The sequence below is a fragment of the Niallia sp. FSL R7-0271 genome (assembly GCF_038005785.1).
GTDB lineage: Bacteria > Bacillota > Bacilli > Bacillales > Cytobacillaceae > Niallia.
The window spans coordinates 2211289-2228489 of the sequence record NZ_JBBOTZ010000001.1 but is presented as its reverse complement, the minus strand read 5'-3'; the positions used below and the strand labels follow the sequence as shown (position 1 = coordinate 2228489).

Here is a 17201-nt window from a genome sequence, read left to right as displayed (position 1 = left end):
TTTTGTAATAAAAACACTAACTATATTAGATTAAATATTAAGAAAAATCAATGTTTGACTATTTAAATAAATCTGCTTACATTTTGAAGGCAAAGAATTAAATTATTGTAGAAAATGTGGGAGTGGGTAAGTTGTTAGGAGGAGAATGGGAAATATGTCTATTTTTCTACATTTGTTTGTGAAGTATTGCTTTTCTAACTATACTTGCTATAAATAAAATAGACTCTATTTCCCCTCGTAAACTATATTTCAACAATCACAGGAAATAATAATCCTGTTCTCGTTGCGATACGTTTCAGCTGCATTCTCAGCACAGGACTTTTTTGAATGATAATAATCATTCTTTCTACGCCGAATTCTTTATATAAACGAAATGAGTTTTCCATGTATGGAATCATCTCTTGGGTTAGAACATCCATGTTTTTACAATCGATGATTAATCTGTACTCTTTGACAGGCACTCCTATCATTTTATTTTTGTAATCAGTGACAAACTCGAAAACTTTAGAGGGATCAAAGGTACCTTCTATTAACATATCAATCGTTTTGGAGAAGTGATTCACCTTAATGTCAAAACATCCTTTTTTTTCCATAAGATTATATCTCCTTAATAGTACTTCTGTATGAATTTTTTGTAATTATAGCATAGAGATAAGTAAAATAGGATAAATTTTCTGTTTCTGCATGTGGTTTTTCTTCATAAGGACAGGGAATAGTGAAATAAATGGATATTAATGAGAAAGCAGGTGGGAACATGAATGTGATTTCCTACGCTTACAGAAAAAAAGGCAGCATGGAATTTAAATATGATAAATTTGCTCATTCCAAAGTAATACTATACCCAATCAAAAACTATTATTTTATTAAATTTATAAAATGGAATGCATCAGACCCATATGTTACAACAAAAGATCTCGAAGAAATGGAAATACTTGCAAATGAGGAAATGGGAACACTGGAATTTTATCTGCAGCGCAAAGGACGAACACTGGCGAAATGAAGCTTTTGCCAGTGTTTTTTATTATAAGCTAAAAAAGGAGTTTATCTTTATAGACGCGAAATAAAAAAACAGAGATTAAGAAGATAGGGGAGAATGTTTTGGAACGGAAAGAGTATTATGCAGTTATTTTTACATCAAAAAGAACAGATGGAGATAATGGCTATGGGAAAATGGCTGAGAGAATGGAAGAACTTGCTGGACAACAGCCTGGCTTTATTGGAATAGAAAGTGCAAGGGATGCAAACTTAGGGATAACCGTGTCCTACTGGGAATCTCTTGAAGCGATTAAACACTGGAAGGAGAATTCTGCGCATCAAACAGCCCAAAAGCTAGGTAAATCAAGCTGGTATGAAGATTACTTTGTCCGTATTTGCAAAGTGGAAAGAGATTATGGAATGAACGAATAAGAAAAAATAAACAATAGTCATAATAGGGGAAGGCAGGTTGACATATAACCAAAAGGTGTTATAAGATAAAAGTGTAACCAAAAGGTGTTATTTAAATTAAACTTAAAGGAGCATGCCTTTATGACAATTAGTCAAAATCAGGACAAGGTGCAGGATATTGTCCAAACTATTACTATTGATGCGGACATACAGAAAGTCTGGAACTTTGTTTCCACTTCAGATGGAATTGCTGCATGGTTTATGCCAAATAATTTTGAGGCAAAGCTTGGCCATGAATTTCATCTGCAATCTCCATTCGGACCGTCACCTTGTAAGGTGACAGAATTAAATCCTCCTCATAAGCTTGCATTTGATTGGGATACGGAAGGATGGTTTGTCACATTCTCCCTGCAAGAGGTAAATGGAAAAACAGAATTTACTATTGTGCATGGTGGATGGAAGGCTAATGACGAATTAATTGGCAAGGCAAATGAAAAGTCAGCTATAATCCGCGATAGAATGAACCAAGGCTGGGGCGGCATTGTTCAAAAGCTGAAAAAGGAAGCAGAAGCGTAAATGACAGCTTCTGCTGTAAAACAAGATGTTTTTCAAGCAATTGCCGACCCAACGAGAAGACATGTGCTGAAGCTATTGTCTGAAAAGGATATGCCAATCTCTGAAATCTCAAGCCAGTTTCCAGTAAGCAGGACAGCAATTGTCAAGCATTTGCAAGTGCTGGCAGATGCAAGACTTGTCACAGCAAAAAAGGCAGGCAGAGAAAAAATTTACTCTCTTCAGCCGGAACCCCTTGCGGAGGTTCAAGAATGGATTTCTTATTACGAACAGTTCTGGCACAATAAACTGTCTGTGCTTAAGCATTTAATAGAGGAAGAATAACAAAAAAGGCGCTTAAAAGGCGCCTTTTTCCTTTTGGTGAAATTCTTCACTGCAAGCAGAATGTACTAGGAAAATTACCAAAAAATATGTATGATAGAAAAGGGAAAGTAAGCGATATCAAAAATTCATCTTTACGTTTATAAACACGCTACATAAGAAAGTGGGGACTTGGATGGCAATTAACAGCTTTAGACATAATATTCCTCCTGAAACAGCTCTTAGCAAAAATACAAAAATCAGAAATGGTACCCATATTTTATATGTATCTGCAGAGTTTGAAAAATACATAGATAATGCGCTGTCTTTTTTAACTGCCGGAATTGAATTAAATCAAGGGATTCTTTTTATAGACAGCAACAAAGTCCGCTCCATCGTTGCTGCCAAACTCCAAATCCAAGGTATTACTAAATCACAATTGGAATCTATACTTTTTGTAGATAATGAGGACTTCTATGAACCGAGTAGGCCGCTTAATCCTGACAGAATGTTTCGGAAATTCTCAGAAACGATAGGTCCCCTTTTAAAAACTGGAAAACCAATTAGGCATTGGGGAAAGGTGATTTGGCTTGACGGACAGGTTAACTTGCTCGAAAAGCTAACGAAATATGAAGGTTGTGCCCAACAGTTTATCAAAAAAGTCAACAGCTTTGGCATCTGTGCATTTGATGGGATGAAGCTGCCAGCAACCGTACAAATGGAGATTATGAAATTTAATCAATACATTATGTCTGATAATGAGTTTGTAGTATCAAGCTTTTATGACAAAGAGAATCTGCATCCTTCCATTCGGAAGGAAATGATTTATGAGACTGCTATATCTTCCTTGAGAATTGCACAATCACATTATGCAAGAATTATAGAAGAAATGCCTGACGCCGTTTTTATCACTTCACGTGGCAATATAGCATATACAAACAAATCGGCTTTAAAGTTAATGAAAGCAAACACGGAGAATCTTCAACATAAAGTAGTATGGGATATCATTGACCCAGCCTATCATGAAGAGATTAAGCAAAAGGCTGCAAATGTTCTTAATAAGGATCGATTTTCTACATGTGAAGTTAAATTAATAGCAATGACTGGCAAAAAAGTCGATGTAGAAGTATTGTCGTTTCCCTTCGTTTTTGAGGATAAGGAAACGATTATTCATATTGCGAGAAACATAAAGGAACGTAAAGAAAATCATGAGCTGATGATAAGGAATGAGAAGCTGGAAATTGCAGGTCAGCTTGCTGCAAGCATTGCCCATGAAATCAGAAATCCGCTTACAGCTATTAAAGGGTTTATGAAGCTGGCAGAACAAGGGTCCTTAAACATTAAAGATGTGTATCCAATCTTAGATGCTGAAATTAATCGGATTGAGACAATTTCCAGTGAATTATTATTGCTAGGAAAGCCAGTGTCGACAGAAATTAAAGTGATGGATTTGTCCAAGCTTTTATATGATATCTGTACCTTTATGCAATCACAGGCAAATATGGAGAATGTGATGCTTCATTTTGAAATAATGGACAAGCCGTTATTTTGCAGATGTAATGGAGATCAAGTGAAGCAAGTATTTATGAATATCATAAAAAATGCGATTGAAGCAGTGCCTCACGGCGGTAAAATTATGGTCTATGCCAAGGAAGCGGATGGACATGCTTTGTTTGAGATAATCGATAATGGTGTGGGCATTCCTGAAGATATTCAAGACAGGCTAGGGGAGCCATTTTATACAACAAAGGAAAAGGGAACTGGTCTCGGTTTAATGGTTTGCTATAACATTATTGAACAGCATAACGGACATATTCGATTTCATTCCGTAAAAGGAGTAGGAACAACATTTACGGTGAGCATTCCATTGGATTCATAAAAGCTTCAGGCAGCAGCTTTTTACAACCTTTTGTGATTTTTTGTATAATTATATTCTCTCTGTCTATCCTTATGAATAAGGAGGGAACAGTTTTGCTATTTTTCGAAGTAATTGCAGGTATACTGATTGTCCTTGCTTTCATTCATTTTTTCTGGACAAAAAAGCAGGAGAATTATAAGGACAGTCTGATACTACAGCATCTCCATACAAGTCAGGAAATAAGAAAAACGTTAGCAATGGGTTTGTTTCTGCGTTTTCTTCCAGCTGATAAGCAAATTACAAGCAGTCCGGTCTGGGTGAAAGAGGAAGTAACCTTAGAGTTATTTGCTGCAAACCTGCTGGAAAGAACAAGAGGTGGCACAGCTTGGGTGCTGAATGATACAGATGAAACGGGTGTAAACTTGGAGCACCAAACAAAAGATAGGCTGTACTTAGGACAAATTAATAGCAATCAGCATGAAGTCGGGGTTGAACAAATTGCCTTGATTCATTCAAACATCATAAAAAAACGTGCAGCAGGCGGTTATGTGATAACAGCTGGCACCTTTACGCCTAAGGCAATCACTTATGCTAAGGGGCTGAATATAGAACTAATGGACGGCATGGCACTTGCTGATCTATGGCTAGTAAGCTTAAGGAATGCGGAAAAGGAAATGAGTAGTATTAGGCCGCAGCTGACATAAAAAAAGGAAAATTCTCTGCGTACTAAAGAGAATTTTCTTTTTTTTAGTTAATGAAATCTGTTTTTTATTCGGTAAGTGAAAATGACAGAGATTACTGCAATGCTGAAAAGAATTGCTTCTACAGCCAGCAGGCTTTTGATGACTCCCGCTTGGTATAAGCCTGGCAGGAAGTTAGCAGCAGCATGAAACAGAATCGCATACATTAAATACTTCCATTGTTTTTCCCTTATTGAAAGTAAAACGAGGATAGACAAGGCAATATGAAGGGCGATGGCACATATTCTTTCCATTCCGCCTGCAGCAAACAGCCATATGCTTGCGTTGGCAAGCTGTTCCTTGATGAGATTCAGCTGTCCCTCAGGGAGAGAAGCACCAAGCGTTTGCTCAAGACTTCCAGATTGGATAAGAAAATAAATGACTAACGTATTTACAGCAGAAAAAGCTCCGATTAAAACCGATTCTGTTCCGCCATGCCCGAGCCCATAGGAAAGTCCGTCTCTGTAAGACCGGTTGTTTTTTAACATTACTTGAAACGCAAAATATCTGCCGACTTCCTCAAATATTCCCGCCGCAAATGCCCCATATACTGCGAAAATATAAGGATTGTCTGTCCATTTCAATGCAATTCCTGATGGGGCAAGGACAGCTACATGCAAAAGCTTTTCTAGTATTTGTGAAAACAAAATAAAGATGAGTACTCCGGCTCCGAAAGCTTTCCAGGTAAACATGTTTTTAACACGCAGCACAATTAAGAGGATGATGGGAATAATGACAGTTAGCACAATTTGTAGCAAGACTCCTGTAAGAATCGTAGACATAACTTTTCCTCTCCTTTCCATCTATCTGTTATATATAATGTATAACAGAAAGAAAAGGGTGTCAATTACTAATGGGTATTTCTTAAAGAGATTGGAATGGAAGTATTCTAAAAAATCATTGTATAATATAATCAGTTCTGCTTTAGGAGGAAAGACTATGCAAGTTCACGGATTTACGATAGATAATGAGACGAGATGCAAGCACTATCACAGTGCTATTGATGTTATCGCCATTAAATTCTATTGCTGTAATACATACTATCCTTGTTATAAATGTCATGAAGAGGCAGCAGATCACAAAATTCAAGTTTGGCCGAAATATAAATTTGCGGAGAAGGCTATTCTTTGTGGTGTGTGCAATACAGAGCATTCCATTGCTTCGTACAAGGAAATGAGCTCTTGTACTGTTTGTGGTGCGAAGTATAATGACAGATGTTCCTTACATCATCATTTATACTTTGCAGCGGAATAATAATATTAATTCAATTCAGCCACTTGCCGATAGCCCGAAACAGAAACCGCACGAGAAGATAAAGGGGTTCAGCTAATTCCATTGCTAATTCTGCCGCGTCAGCACGATCCTTTTTTTCCTTTTTCTTTTTTAGTTTCATTTCTTTAACCTGCCTCCTGTGATTTCGTTATATTTGTATTACTTGTATATTAACTATTTATACAAGTAATACGCGCTGATTTTTAAAAAGTTTCAAAATATGGAAAAGAAGAGACAAAACAAATATAACCTATGTAAATCAGTGTCCTTCACTTCAATCCCCTAAGTTAATAAATAATGTATTAAAACCGAAAATACAAAAAACCAAACTATTAATCAATAAAGGATATAAATAGTTTGGTTTTGAATTAGATTTACATACGTATGTTCCAGCATGTTTTTCCAGTCATGATCTTATTGCGCCGAAAGGCAATACGGCATGCACTCCCTTTACGCCATTGACAACTTGCGTAATCCGCAGATCAACAGCGGCACTTGCTAAGGCAGCAGCTTCTGTTCTGTTGATTTGGTATGTATTTTGCATGAAAGAAATCATTTCATTTAAGGCATCTGCTGCTGCGATATTTAAGTCTTCATTAAATCCTAGTGTTATCCAGCCTGAGGGTGTTTTTGCAATGGGTGCTTTCAGCTTCATATCATTCCTAACAATAAGCGTAATGTCAACAAGTTCCATCGGACACTCAATTGCAGTACCAGAAATTTCTCCGTCCCCTTGCAGCGCATGTCCGTCGCCTATAGAGAAAAGGGCATGCTCAACAGCAACAGGCAAAAACAGGCTGCTGCCTTTCACCAATTCCTTACAATCGATATTTCCGCCACAATAACGGGGAGGAGGTGTTGCGTGCACGCCTTCTTCCATTGGCGCCACTCCCATTACTCCCATAAATGGTTTAAGAGCAACTGTAAATGTTTTTCCATTTATATTTGTGCCGCCTGTCATTTGCTGTGAGTCAAGCTTCCAGTCAAGCTGAATCCTTTCTTCGTCTGCAATCCCAAGTGTGAGATTCTGCCAATTTTTAATACCGCCGCTCCAATTTCTGCCGTACCAGCCTGGGACAATCTCATTTATTTTAATTTCCAACACCATACCTGGCTGTGCATTTTTAACAGCAATTGGTCCAATCATTGGATGGCCGGGCTTTTTTTCCTGCTGACTGGAAATGAATGTTTTGTATTCAGCAGTTTCTGATTCAGAAAAGCCCCACTCAATATCTAAAGTTTGTAATTGAATACTGTCTCCTGATTCAACTGTCAGCACAGGGCGGTAGTCCTTGCTGAACGAACCATGAAAATTTTCTTGCTTTAAAGTTAATATATGTTTCAAGCAAACACTCCTTTCTTTTGCCTTTTATTTCTATATCCGAATAAAAAAACCCTTTTTCAGGAACTGAAAAAGGGTTTTTTAATAATAATTTTTTTCATCAGGAGTATGAATTTTTGTAAGAGTATGCACTTTTGTCGAAATTAATTTAGAAGATAGACGCTGCTTTAATGTAGGAAATATATGGCTCACATAATCATCTATCGTTCGGCAATAAGCTATTTCAGACAAATATATTTCAAAAGAACAGGACACACGAACGTGAATATCTCCATCTAAATCAAAGGGTTCAGAAACGGAAAGCACCTCGTATTTATCAGAAAACTTATTTTTTACTTCGTTAATCTTTTTCGACACATGCAGTTTATAGTTAGAAGTTTGTGTCGGCTTATAGTTAAAGTCTACTATACCAATTGCATTAATCATTGTTTCCTCCAAAAAAATAGACTAATAATGATTATACCATTTTAACAGAAGATGATAAGAGGAAACAGTAAAACGTTATGATTGGAAAAAGCAGGCATATAAGTAAGGGAGAGTCATATATATAAATAGTACGGCTTAAAGGGTGTTATGGTCTTTATCCTTTTCTTTTATTTCTTTGGCTCTGTAACACCGCTATTATTCTCTTAAAAATTTTTGCTGTTGCTTAAGAGACGATTATGCAGTTTAGACCAGCCATTCCATTTCATTACAGAGTTTATTTTTATGAAGGTTGGCCATTCATTCCTGAATCTAAAGGGAATGGAAAAATAATTTTTCATAAAGGAGACTATATGAATACAAAAGCAAAAATCAAAGGTGTAAAGTATAAGCCAGAGTATAATCATCCGAGATATAAAGTGAAATTAGAGACACCAGAGGGAAAAGAGCTAATCATAGAGTTCGATTATACAGACACATCAGGGAAGAAGGGCTATAAACCGATCGGTGTGAGACATGATGGAGAAGATATGGGTGTAAAGCTTTCATGGTATTCAAGGCATGTAGAAGGAATGACCGTATCTGAATTTTTGCGGATTTTAGCATTTAAGATAAATAAAAAATATAAAGTGATTTCTTAAATACTTAAATTGGTATCGAAAGCGGCTGGGCAACAGCCGCTTTCTTTTATTTATTGCAATGTTTTGGAAGAAAGCCATTCCATAATCGTCATGTTTTTACCGTTAATAGCCGTTACAGGGTCGTTGTTAAAAACATAAATCCAAGACCAGTGACCATCATATTGATAAGCACTTCCATCTGCATTGCGGTATAATCCGGATGTGTCATGGACGTCGTTATATAAGCTTAAATGGACATCTTGTGCATTTGCGGCAATAAGCCTTTCGTATGTTGGCAATGTGTTTAATTCTGGAAGCAACGTTGTATCATTTTTGGCTGTTACAAACCAGGTTGGTGTTTCTTTTAGAGCTGTAATATCTTCATCTGTTACATATTTATCATTTAAACCTTCGCACACAGGAAAGGCTGCTGCGAAATAGCCAGGGTGATCACGAGTCATAAGCAGTGTCATATAGCCACCATTTGAAGCTCCGCCGATATAAATACGATTTTTGTCAATGTCACGATTCTTGTTAACATATTCTTCAATGAGAGACATCAATGCTTCTGAATATTTGGAAGTGCCATCTGCTCTGCCTGTCAGCCCATCCATCCAATAAGTTGGAGCTTGAGGTGCCAATACGTATGCACCACCAAAAATGGATTGCATGTCGTCAGAAGCAAAATTCACTGCTTTGTTTCCAGAAATAGGGATGGTGGCATCCGTCCCGCCTTCACCGCCGCCATGCAGCCAGATAATTAACGGGTTTTTCTGTTTATCCTTTGCAGGGGCGAAATCAGCATATGTCAATGTAGTGCCATCAGCTGAATGTTTTCCTAAAGAAAATTCACCTACCAGGCCATTTTCTGTCCCCTTGTATGAAGTGACAAGAAGGCCGGAAATCGACTTACCTTTAGTTTTAATATCCTTTGCTTGTTGAATTTCATAACTAAAATCAACCCATTCGTTTAAGCCTGTTGCAAAGTCATAGTTCATCGCCGCACCTATTGTCACAGTTGGGCCGTGCTCGAGTTCAATAACTACATATTTGCCGTTTTTGGCAGCGTTTCCATTTTTGTCGGAAACAAAGGCATTTGTAACATTATTATAACCTTCCTCTAACAGGGGATTGGCAAGCCTGCTGTCACTCCTTGTGACATGTACTTTAAAAGTGTCTTTATCTACGCTGTTTTGGGGAATAGTTTTTCCAATATCTACAATTAGCTTGGTTACTGCTGGACCCCAATCCTTTACTTCGATAACTGTGCGATAAGAAGTATTATTCTTCCCTTTTTGTGCAGCACTTGCACCAGTGCTGTAAGAGAAAACTAAGATGAAGCCTAAAGTAAACAATAATGCAGATTTTATGTACTTGTTCATGTTTTAGCAGCTCCTCTCTTATGTTTATGAAACGCTTACAAAAATAATGCTATCATGTTGGCAGACTTGTGATAAGGGATAAAAAGCCTATTTTAGCAAGTTAACCCATTAAAATAGTAAAAAGTCATCGTACGGAAGCATTATTTTGCTTTTTGCTTGTCTTGACCATTGCTGAAATATTCAAGTAAACTAATAGAGAAACCATGAAAAAGTGAGTGATACCATTGGGTGTAACGATAAAGGATATTGCTAAATTAGCAAACGTGTCACATACGACTGTTTCTAGAGCGCTAAATGGAAGCCCTCTAATAAAACCAGATACAAGAAAAAAAATCTTGGAGCTGGCAGAACAGCTTCAGTATGTGCCTAATTATAGTGCCAAAAGTCTTGTCCTGAAGAAATCCTATACGATCGGCTTGTTCTTTACGAGCATATCAAATGGGACTTCGGCAAGCTTTCTTGCCAATGTAATAAAAGGAGTAAATGGGGAGATAGATGAGAATTATAATTTGTTTGTCAGAGGAATAGATGACTTTAAAGATTTAGCGGCAATCAACAGCCAAAGGTTTGACGGTATTGTCTTGATGAGCCAAAGCGATGACGATGATGCATTCATCCAGCATGTGCAAAACCAAAATATACCGATAGTTGTTCTAAATCGGGAAATTGATGATCCTTTCATTACGAATATTCTATCCAATGATGAATCTGGTGCAATGGAGGCAACTAGTTACTTAGTACAGCAGGGGCATGAACGGATTGGGATTATTGAAGGGAAAGAAAGCTTTAAAACAGCAGTAAAAAGAAAAAATGGCTATATGCAAGCATTGCTGCAAAGCGGCTTGGCCATAAACAAACGGTATATGGTTAAAGGCAGCTATGATATGGAAAGTGGCTATCAAGCAATGGAAAAACTTTTAGGATTAAACAACCCACCAAGCGCTGTTTTTTGTTCCAATGATGATATGGCTATCGGAGCGATTAATGCAGTATTTGCAAAGGGGTTGCATGTGCCTGACGATATTTCGATTGTAGGCTTTGACAACAGCCCATTCTCCCAATATGTAACACCAAAGCTGACAACTGTTCAGAGACCGATTGAGCAGATCAGCAGAAAAGGAGCGAAAAAACTGCTTGAACTTATTAATGATCCACATGAGACTGGTGAAAGTGTTTTCGTTAAAACAGAACTGATTGTCCGAGATTCTGTACTCAATATATAATATAAATCAAAATGTTCACGTGAGCATAATCGGATGATTATGCTCATATTTTATTAGTAAAAGGTTGATAGAAATGGAAATCGAATGTATATTAATTTTGTATACGTTTTATTTGGCTTCACTCAAAATGTTAACGTGTGCATAAAAAGGAGGCGTTTTAGTTGAATAACAGCATAAAAGATTGTTGGACGAAAAAGTCTGGGAGATACCCTGAGAAAATCATTCAATTTGGCGAAGGTAATTTTCTGCGGGGCTTTGTAGATTGGCAAGTAGATAAGATGAATAAAAAAGCAGATTTTAAAAGCAGTGTAGCAGTTGTGCAGCCTCGTGCAAACGGAACAGTCTACAAGCTGAACGACCAAGACGGACTTTATACTTTATTTCTTCAAGGCATTAAAGATGGCGAGGCCGTCAGAGAGCATACAGTAATTGAAGCAGTTTCAAGAGGGATTGATCCGTATCAGCAATACGATGAATTTTTAAAACTCGCAGAAAATCCAGAGCTGCGCTTTATCATTTCCAATACGACAGAAGCAGGCATAGCTTATAATCCTGAAGACAAGTATACAGATACACCTCCAAGCAGCTTTCCAGGGAAGCTGACAGCATTATTGTATCATCGTTACATGCATTTTAAAGGAAGCAAGGATAAGGGAGTTGTCATTATTCCATGTGAATTAATTGACAGGAATGGAGAAGAATTAAAAAAAATCGTCCTTCAATATGCGGAATTATGGAAATTGGAAAGTGATTTTGTTGAATGGTTAACAGAACCTACAATTTTTTGCTCGAGTTTAGTAGACAGGATTGTTCCAGGCTATCCGAAGGATTCCATTAAGGAAATTACCGAAGAATTAGGGTATGAGGATAGCCTTATTGTAGTAGGAGAGCAATATCATTTATGGGTTATTGAGGGACCTGATTGGCTGAAGAAAGAATTACCTTTAGAGGAGGCAGGACTTAATGGATTCATCGTAAATGATATGACACCATACCGAACGAGAAAGGTGCGGATTTTAAATGGAGCACATACAGCGCTAACACCGGTTTCTTATTTATGCGGACAAGAAACGGTGGGCGAAGCGATGCTTGATGAGCAGATCGGCGGGTTTGTCAGGAGCCTGATCTTCGAAGAAATTATCCCGACAATTGACCTTCCTGAAGAGGAGCTAATCATGTATGCGAACGACATTATCGACCGCTTCTTAAACCCATATATTACCCACTATGTTATGGATATTTCCTTAAATTCTATTTCAAAGTTTAGAACAAGAGATTTGCCGACATTATTGGAGTATGCAGAACGAAAGGGCGAGCTTCCACAGAAGTTAGTTTTTTCGTTCTGCGCTCTCCTCTCCTTTTACAAAGGCAAACGGGGTCAAGATATAATTATCCTTCGTGACGATAAGGAAATTATCTCATTTTTTGATAAACAATGGAGTACAGTGGACGAAACCCGCACCTCTCTTTACAGCTTTGTCACCTCCGTTTTAGGAGAGAAAGCGTTGTGGGGGCAGGACTTAAGTGCAATCGAAAGCCTAGCTGACACTGTTACAGACTATCTTATGATGATGGAAACTTCCGGAATAAGAAATGCCCTTCAAGCATGCATGGAAAATAAAAAATCACTGTAAATAGCTGTCTGGAAAGTAGTCTAAATACTTAAATAAATGGAGGAGTAGACATGCGGGATTTTATTAAAATCAACGAAAGGGACAATTGTATAGTTGCCCTAAAAAACTTAAAAGCAGGCACTAAGCTGGTTGTAGACGGCAAGGAACTGACATTAACAGAGGATATTGGATATGGGCACAAAATCACTATTGAAAAAGTTGCTGCTAACAGTGATATTATCAAATACGGCTTTCCAATTGGCCATGCAACAACAGATTTGCTGGCAGGCAGTTGGGTGCACACACATAACACCAAAACAAATCTGTCTGGCATCGAGGAATATAGCTATTCTCGGCAAATCAGAGATAACCCGTATACAAAGGTAAATAAAACATTTAAAGGATACAGGAGAAAAAATGGCACTGTCGGTATTCGCAATGAACTATTTATTGTGCCCACAGTCGGCTGTGTTAACGGGATAGCTGACTTAATTGTAAAGGAATTCACCCGTGAAGTCGGCGATATTTCCCCTTTTGAAAACATTCAAGTAATCAAGCATAATTATGGCTGTTCTCAGCTTGGAGATGACCATGAGTATACTAAGACAATTCTCGGAAATGCAGCAACCCATCCGAATGCTGGCGGTGTATTAGTGCTAGGACTAGGCTGTGAGAATAATATTATTGAAGATTTTAAAGACTCCCTAGGAGAGTTCGATGAGAGCAGAGTGAAATTTTTGTCCTCCCAATCTGTGTCCAATGAAATAGATGCTGGCGTATTGCTGTTAAAAGAGATTTATACAAATGCAAAAAGCGACGTGCGGGAGGATGTTCCTTTATCCGAATTAAAAGTTGGGCTGAAATGCGGCGGTTCAGATGGCTTTTCTGGTATTACCGCAAATCCTTTGCTTGGACGCTTTTCTGATTTTTTAATAGCGCAAGGCGGAACAACTGTGTTAACGGAAGTGCCAGAAATGTTTGGTGCAGAGAAGATTTTAATGGAGCGGGCTGATACAAAAGAGGTGTTTGAAAAGACAGTAGCTTTGATCAATGATTTTAAGCAGTATTTCATGCGTTACAACCAGCCTGTTTACGAAAATCCTTCTCCAGGGAACAAAGCAGGCGGAATTACAACACTTGAAGACAAATCACTTGGATGCACTCAAAAGGCAGGATCAGCGAAAGTCGTAGATGTGCTGAAATATGGAGAGAAGCTCGCTAAACACGGTCTAAATCTGCTAAGTGCTCCAGGGAATGATCTTGTGGCAACATCTGCGTTAGGTGCATCTGGCTGCCAGCTTGTTTTATTTACAACAGGGAGAGGAACGCCATTTGGCAGCTTTGTACCAACGATTAAAGTGTCGACAAATACACCTCTTTATCAAGAAAAATCACACTGGATTGACTTTAATGCGGGCAGCCTGCTTGAGGATGTAGAGGAAGAAGCCGTCCTTGAGGAGTTTATTAACTATATTATTGATGTTGCCAGCGGGATGCAGGTAAATCACGAGAAAAATAACTTTAGAGAAATTGCTATTTTTAAAGATGGTGTAACGTTATAGGATGGAAGGTGTGGAAATTTTCACACCTTCCAAAATATTTTGTGACAATAAGATGACATCGATTGCTCAACGGTGAACAATCTACTATAATAAAAAATGTTAACGTTAACATTTTTTGAACAAGAATTATTAATACATGTAGGGAGAGAAGGGAATATGGCTAGAAAGATAGGTCTGACACATCAGCTTGCTTATGGAAGCGGTAACTTATTGGGAAGTGGAGCACTCGCTATCAGCGGAGCGTGGCTGATGTATTTTTTAACTACTTTTTGCGGTTTGTCTGCAGTTCAGGCAGCCTCCATCTTTTCAATCGCAAGTATAGTGGATGCGATCAGCAATCCAATCATGGGGTTTATAACAGATAATTTCCATAAGACAAAGCTCGGCCGCAAATTTGGCAGACGGCGATTCTTTATTTTACTCGGAATCCCCCTTATGCTAGTGTATCCAATGATTTGGATGGAAGGGTTCGGATACTGGTATTATTTATCTGCATATATACTGTTTGAATTGATCTATACAGGAATCATGGTTCCTTATGAAACGATTGCTACAGAGATGACAGACAGCTTCTCTATGCGGACAAAGCTGACAGGCTATAAGGCTATCTTCGGTAAAATCGCGGGCTTTTTAGCAGCATTCATACCAGGACGTTTTATCGCAGAATATGGACAAGATGTGGCGAAGCCATTTTTTTACACAGGCATCGTGTATGGAGTCATTATGATGCTAGCCATGCTTGCGCTATATCTATTCTCGTGGGAGAGACCGCTTGAGAGTATTAAGAATGAGGACAGCGCCGGCAATCTCTTTGAATCTTTGAAAAAGCTTGTGGTTGATATGCTGTCTACTTTCAAAATCAGAACCTTCAGGCATCATTTAGGAATGTATTTGTTTGGTTTTGGTGCAGAGTGGCTGTTCGCTTCTGCGTTTACTTATTTTATTATTTTTGGATTAGGACAAAGCTCGGAGGTTGTATCCAATCTAAACAGCATGAACTCTATTCTGCAATTGATTTCAACAGCAATCTTTATCGGGATATGTTTGAAGATGGGCTTTGCCAAGCCGTATAGAATGGCGTTAACGATTGTTGTTCTTAGTGTAATAGGCTATACGGCGCTTTTTTTAACTGGATCTTCTAATCTTGTCATTTTGATCATTGTTATTACAGCTATTTTCGGATTTGGTACTGGCGGTGTTTACTATATTCCATGGACAGTATACACATTCTTAGCTGACGTTGATGAGCTCGTGACTGGAAGACGAAGGGAAGGAATATATGCGGGCACAATGACATTTGCAGGAAAGCTTGTTCGCGCTGTTATCGTCTTTTTGTTAGGATGGATTTTGGAGAAATTCGGCTTTGTTTCCGGCAATGCGGCACAGCCTGAATCTGCTGTCAATGCCATTGTATGGGTGTTTGCCGTTGGAGTCATCACGCTTGCCATAATCGCTATTTTAGTCACATACAAGATGAAACTGGACAGCAAAACACATGCGATGATTATAAAAGAAATAGAAAGAATCAACAATGGCGGTTCCAAACAGGAAGTAGACAAGGAAACGAAGGAAATAGTGGAATATTTAACAGGCTTTAAGTATGAACAGTGCTTTGGAAACAATTCGCTCGGCTATCAAAGCAGGAAAACGGTATAGAAATAACGACAGGCAGAAAAGTTTATTGTTGAAAAAATTCTTGAAAACTCTTACACTATAAATATAAATGTTAACGTGAACATAAAATGAACAAGAGGTGAGTAAAGGTGGAGAAAACGTTTGAAAAGAAGAAAACTTATAACGGCTGGGGAGCAAAAGCTGCGAAAAGCGTGATGAAAAGAAAGCCGGAAATTAACCCGAAGATGAAGTGGGAATACGAAGACGGCGTCGTTCTGGAAGGAATGTACCTGCTATGGAAGCAGACGGGTGACAGAGAATATTTAGACTATATTCAACGAAATCTTGATTTGTTTGTCGACGGGGTCGGCAATATTCCAAAATACAGCTTAAAGGAATTCAATATTGATCATGTTAATAACGGAAAAATTCTTCTAGATTTGTATAAAGAAACAAGGGATGAAAGATACAAAAAGGCCGCTGACCTGTTAAGAGAACAGCTGCGCCGCCATCCCCGTACGAAGGAAGGATCTTTCTGGCATAAACAAATATATCCTTACCAAGTGTGGCTTGACGGTTTATATATGGGATCTGTATTTTACGGTAAACATGTCCATTTCTTCGGGAAAGAAGAAGATTGGGAGGATGTCATCAATCAATTTCTGCTGTGTGAAAAGAACACGAAGGATGAAAAATCAGGATTACTGCATCATGCCTATGATGAAATGAGAGCACAGCCATGGGCAGATAAACAAACAGGACTGTCAAAGCATTACTGGGGCCGTTCAATCGGCTGGTTTGCGATGGCGCTTGTGGATGTTCTGGACTTTTTGCCAAGCAGCCATCCGCAAAAGCAGAGGTTAATAGAAATGCTTGAGGAAGTTCTTGCAGCTGTTATGAAGGTGCAAGATAAAGAAACTTCGCTTTGGTATCAGATTATGGATCAAGGCACTAGAAAAGGTAATTATTTAGAATCCTCTTGCAGCTGCATGTTTCTTTATTCTATCGCCAAAGGTGTGCGCCAAGGCTATCTCGGTGACGAATGGTTTGCAGTTGCAGAAAAAGTTTATGAAGGCATTCTCGACGAATTTATTACAGAAACAAAAGAAGGCTATATTAATGTTAATAAAATCTGTTATGTCGGCGGGCTTGGCGGTGCTGATAAGAGGGATGGGTCTTTCGCTTATTATATCAGTGAACCGATTGTTACAAATGACCATAAAGGAGTCGGACCATTTATTTTAGCAAGTGCTGAGATGGAATGGCTTAATCAAAAACGGAAATAGGGGGATA

General features: G+C 38.3%; 19 protein-coding genes. 13 read left to right on the top strand and 6 right to left on the bottom strand.

Annotated features, from left to right (window positions below):
• Positions 1-242: 242 nt before the first annotated feature.
• On the bottom strand, positions 243-593 hold the full coding sequence (locus MKX82_RS11390) for a hypothetical protein (RefSeq protein WP_233313598.1): 351 nt from the start codon (positions 591-593) through the stop codon (positions 243-245).
• A gap of 161 nt (positions 594-754) precedes the next feature.
• Here MKX82_RS11390 and MKX82_RS11385 point away from each other — a divergent pair, with 161 nt between their 5' ends.
• The 6 genes from MKX82_RS11385 to MKX82_RS11360 all read left to right on the top strand — a co-directional run bounded on the left by MKX82_RS11385 (position 755) and on the right by MKX82_RS11360 (position 4821).
• On the top strand, positions 755-1000 hold the full coding sequence (locus MKX82_RS11385; RefSeq protein ID WP_237942303.1) for a hypothetical protein: 246 nt from the start codon (positions 755-757) through the stop codon (positions 998-1000).
• A gap of 98 nt (positions 1001-1098) precedes the next feature.
• A complete protein-coding gene (locus MKX82_RS11380; RefSeq protein WP_341077240.1) occupies positions 1099-1407 on the top strand; it encodes an antibiotic biosynthesis monooxygenase family protein in 309 nt (102 codons plus the stop codon).
• Positions 1408-1527: 120 nt separating this feature from the next.
• Positions 1528-1962: an SRPBCC family protein gene (locus MKX82_RS11375; protein ID WP_237941562.1), complete on the top strand. Its 435-nt coding sequence runs from the start codon at positions 1528-1530 to the stop codon at positions 1960-1962.
• Positions 1963-2283 carry an ArsR/SmtB family transcription factor gene (locus tag MKX82_RS11370; RefSeq protein ID WP_233313602.1) on the top strand — a complete coding sequence of 107 codons (321 nt, stop codon included), beginning with the start codon at positions 1963-1965 and terminating at the stop codon, positions 2281-2283.
• Positions 2284-2455: 172 nt separating this feature from the next.
• Positions 2456-4138 (top strand): ATP-binding protein, encoded by a 1683-nt coding sequence (locus MKX82_RS11365; protein WP_341077235.1) that lies wholly within the window; start codon positions 2456-2458, stop codon positions 4136-4138.
• Positions 4139-4230: 92 nt separating this feature from the next.
• Entirely contained in the window at positions 4231-4821 is a 591-nt protein-coding gene (locus MKX82_RS11360) for a restriction endonuclease (protein WP_341077233.1), read from the top strand.
• 47 nt (positions 4822-4868) lie between these two features.
• On the opposite strand, the gene MKX82_RS11355 is transcribed toward MKX82_RS11360, so the two are convergent.
• The gene (locus MKX82_RS11355; protein ID WP_251645552.1) at positions 4869-5639 is read right to left on the bottom strand and encodes a YhfC family intramembrane metalloprotease; all 771 of its coding nucleotides are present in this window, start codon (positions 5637-5639) and stop codon (positions 4869-4871) included.
• 157 nt (positions 5640-5796) lie between these two features.
• On the opposite strand from MKX82_RS11355, the gene MKX82_RS11350 reads away from it, so the two are divergent.
• Positions 5797-6111: a CHY zinc finger protein gene (locus tag MKX82_RS11350; RefSeq protein WP_233313606.1), complete on the top strand. Its 315-nt coding sequence runs from the start codon at positions 5797-5799 to the stop codon at positions 6109-6111.
• Positions 6112-6121: 10 nt separating this feature from the next.
• Here the strand turns inward: MKX82_RS11350 and MKX82_RS11345 are convergent, their stop codons facing one another.
• From MKX82_RS11345 to MKX82_RS11335, 3 genes are all read right to left on the bottom strand, one after another.
• Positions 6122-6250: a hypothetical protein gene (locus tag MKX82_RS11345; RefSeq protein ID WP_267913273.1), complete on the bottom strand. Its 129-nt coding sequence runs from the start codon at positions 6248-6250 to the stop codon at positions 6122-6124.
• 285 nt (positions 6251-6535) lie between these two features.
• Complete coding sequence (locus MKX82_RS11340) at positions 6536-7474, bottom strand: acetamidase/formamidase family protein (protein WP_341077226.1); 939 nt, start codon at positions 7472-7474, stop codon at positions 6536-6538.
• 78 nt (positions 7475-7552) lie between these two features.
• On the bottom strand, positions 7553-7897 hold the full coding sequence (locus tag MKX82_RS11335) for a hypothetical protein (protein WP_341077224.1): 345 nt from the start codon (positions 7895-7897) through the stop codon (positions 7553-7555).
• Positions 7898-8247: 350 nt separating this feature from the next.
• Between MKX82_RS11335 and MKX82_RS11330 the strand changes: the two genes are divergently transcribed.
• Positions 8248-8535: a hypothetical protein gene (locus MKX82_RS11330; RefSeq protein WP_233313609.1), complete on the top strand. Its 288-nt coding sequence runs from the start codon at positions 8248-8250 to the stop codon at positions 8533-8535.
• 50 nt (positions 8536-8585) lie between these two features.
• On the opposite strand, the gene MKX82_RS11325 is transcribed toward MKX82_RS11330, so the two are convergent.
• Complete coding sequence (locus MKX82_RS11325) at positions 8586-9896, bottom strand: prolyl oligopeptidase family serine peptidase (RefSeq protein WP_233313610.1); 1311 nt, start codon at positions 9894-9896, stop codon at positions 8586-8588.
• 224 nt (positions 9897-10120) lie between these two features.
• Here MKX82_RS11325 and MKX82_RS11320 point away from each other — a divergent pair, with 224 nt between their 5' ends.
• The 5 genes from MKX82_RS11320 (at position 10121) to MKX82_RS11300 (ending at position 17194) form a co-directional block, all read left to right on the top strand.
• On the top strand, positions 10121-11119 hold the full coding sequence (locus MKX82_RS11320; protein ID WP_341077220.1) for a LacI family DNA-binding transcriptional regulator: 999 nt from the start codon (positions 10121-10123) through the stop codon (positions 11117-11119).
• Between the two features lie 161 nt (positions 11120-11280).
• Positions 11281-12753 (top strand): tagaturonate reductase, encoded by a 1473-nt coding sequence (locus MKX82_RS11315; RefSeq protein WP_233313612.1) that lies wholly within the window; start codon positions 11281-11283, stop codon positions 12751-12753.
• A 50-nt stretch (positions 12754-12803) separates the two neighbouring features.
• The gene (locus tag MKX82_RS11310; protein ID WP_237941557.1) at positions 12804-14294 is read left to right on the top strand and encodes a UxaA family hydrolase; all 1491 of its coding nucleotides are present in this window, start codon (positions 12804-12806) and stop codon (positions 14292-14294) included.
• 156 nt (positions 14295-14450) lie between these two features.
• The gene (locus MKX82_RS11305) at positions 14451-15950 is read left to right on the top strand and encodes an MFS transporter (protein WP_233313614.1); all 1500 of its coding nucleotides are present in this window, start codon (positions 14451-14453) and stop codon (positions 15948-15950) included.
• Positions 15951-16057: 107 nt separating this feature from the next.
• Positions 16058-17194: a glycoside hydrolase family 88/105 protein gene (locus tag MKX82_RS11300; RefSeq protein ID WP_282581391.1), complete on the top strand. Its 1137-nt coding sequence runs from the start codon at positions 16058-16060 to the stop codon at positions 17192-17194.
• Positions 17195-17201 lie beyond the last annotated feature (7 nt).

What these genes read in the sequence shown, in the direction of transcription:
- MKX82_RS11375 (WP_237941562.1), top strand. Translation starts at nt 1,528, where the DNA reads ATGACAATTAGTCAAAATCAGGACAAGGTGCAGGATATTGTCCAAACT.
- MKX82_RS11345 (WP_267913273.1), bottom strand. Translation starts at nt 6,250, where the DNA reads ATGAAACTAAAAAAGAAAAAGGAAAAAAAGGATCGTGCTGACGCGGCA.
- MKX82_RS11350 (WP_233313606.1), top strand. Translation starts at nt 5,797, where the DNA reads ATGCAAGTTCACGGATTTACGATAGATAATGAGACGAGATGCAAGCAC.
- MKX82_RS11370 (WP_233313602.1), top strand. Translation starts at nt 1,963, where the DNA reads ATGACAGCTTCTGCTGTAAAACAAGATGTTTTTCAAGCAATTGCCGAC.
- MKX82_RS11305 (WP_233313614.1), top strand. Translation starts at nt 14,451, where the DNA reads ATGGCTAGAAAGATAGGTCTGACACATCAGCTTGCTTATGGAAGCGGT.
- MKX82_RS11335 (WP_341077224.1), bottom strand. Translation starts at nt 7,897, where the DNA reads ATGATTAATGCAATTGGTATAGTAGACTTTAACTATAAGCCGACACAA.
- MKX82_RS11330 (WP_233313609.1), top strand. Translation starts at nt 8,248, where the DNA reads ATGAATACAAAAGCAAAAATCAAAGGTGTAAAGTATAAGCCAGAGTAT.
- MKX82_RS11310 (WP_237941557.1), top strand. Translation starts at nt 12,804, where the DNA reads ATGCGGGATTTTATTAAAATCAACGAAAGGGACAATTGTATAGTTGCC.
- MKX82_RS11355 (WP_251645552.1), bottom strand. Translation starts at nt 5,639, where the DNA reads ATGTCTACGATTCTTACAGGAGTCTTGCTACAAATTGTGCTAACTGTC.
- MKX82_RS11390 (WP_233313598.1), bottom strand. Translation starts at nt 593, where the DNA reads ATGGAAAAAAAAGGATGTTTTGACATTAAGGTGAATCACTTCTCCAAA.
- MKX82_RS11385 (WP_237942303.1), top strand. Translation starts at nt 755, where the DNA reads ATGAATGTGATTTCCTACGCTTACAGAAAAAAAGGCAGCATGGAATTT.
- MKX82_RS11325 (WP_233313610.1), bottom strand. Translation starts at nt 9,896, where the DNA reads ATGAACAAGTACATAAAATCTGCATTATTGTTTACTTTAGGCTTCATC.
- MKX82_RS11365 (WP_341077235.1), top strand. Translation starts at nt 2,456, where the DNA reads ATGGCAATTAACAGCTTTAGACATAATATTCCTCCTGAAACAGCTCTT.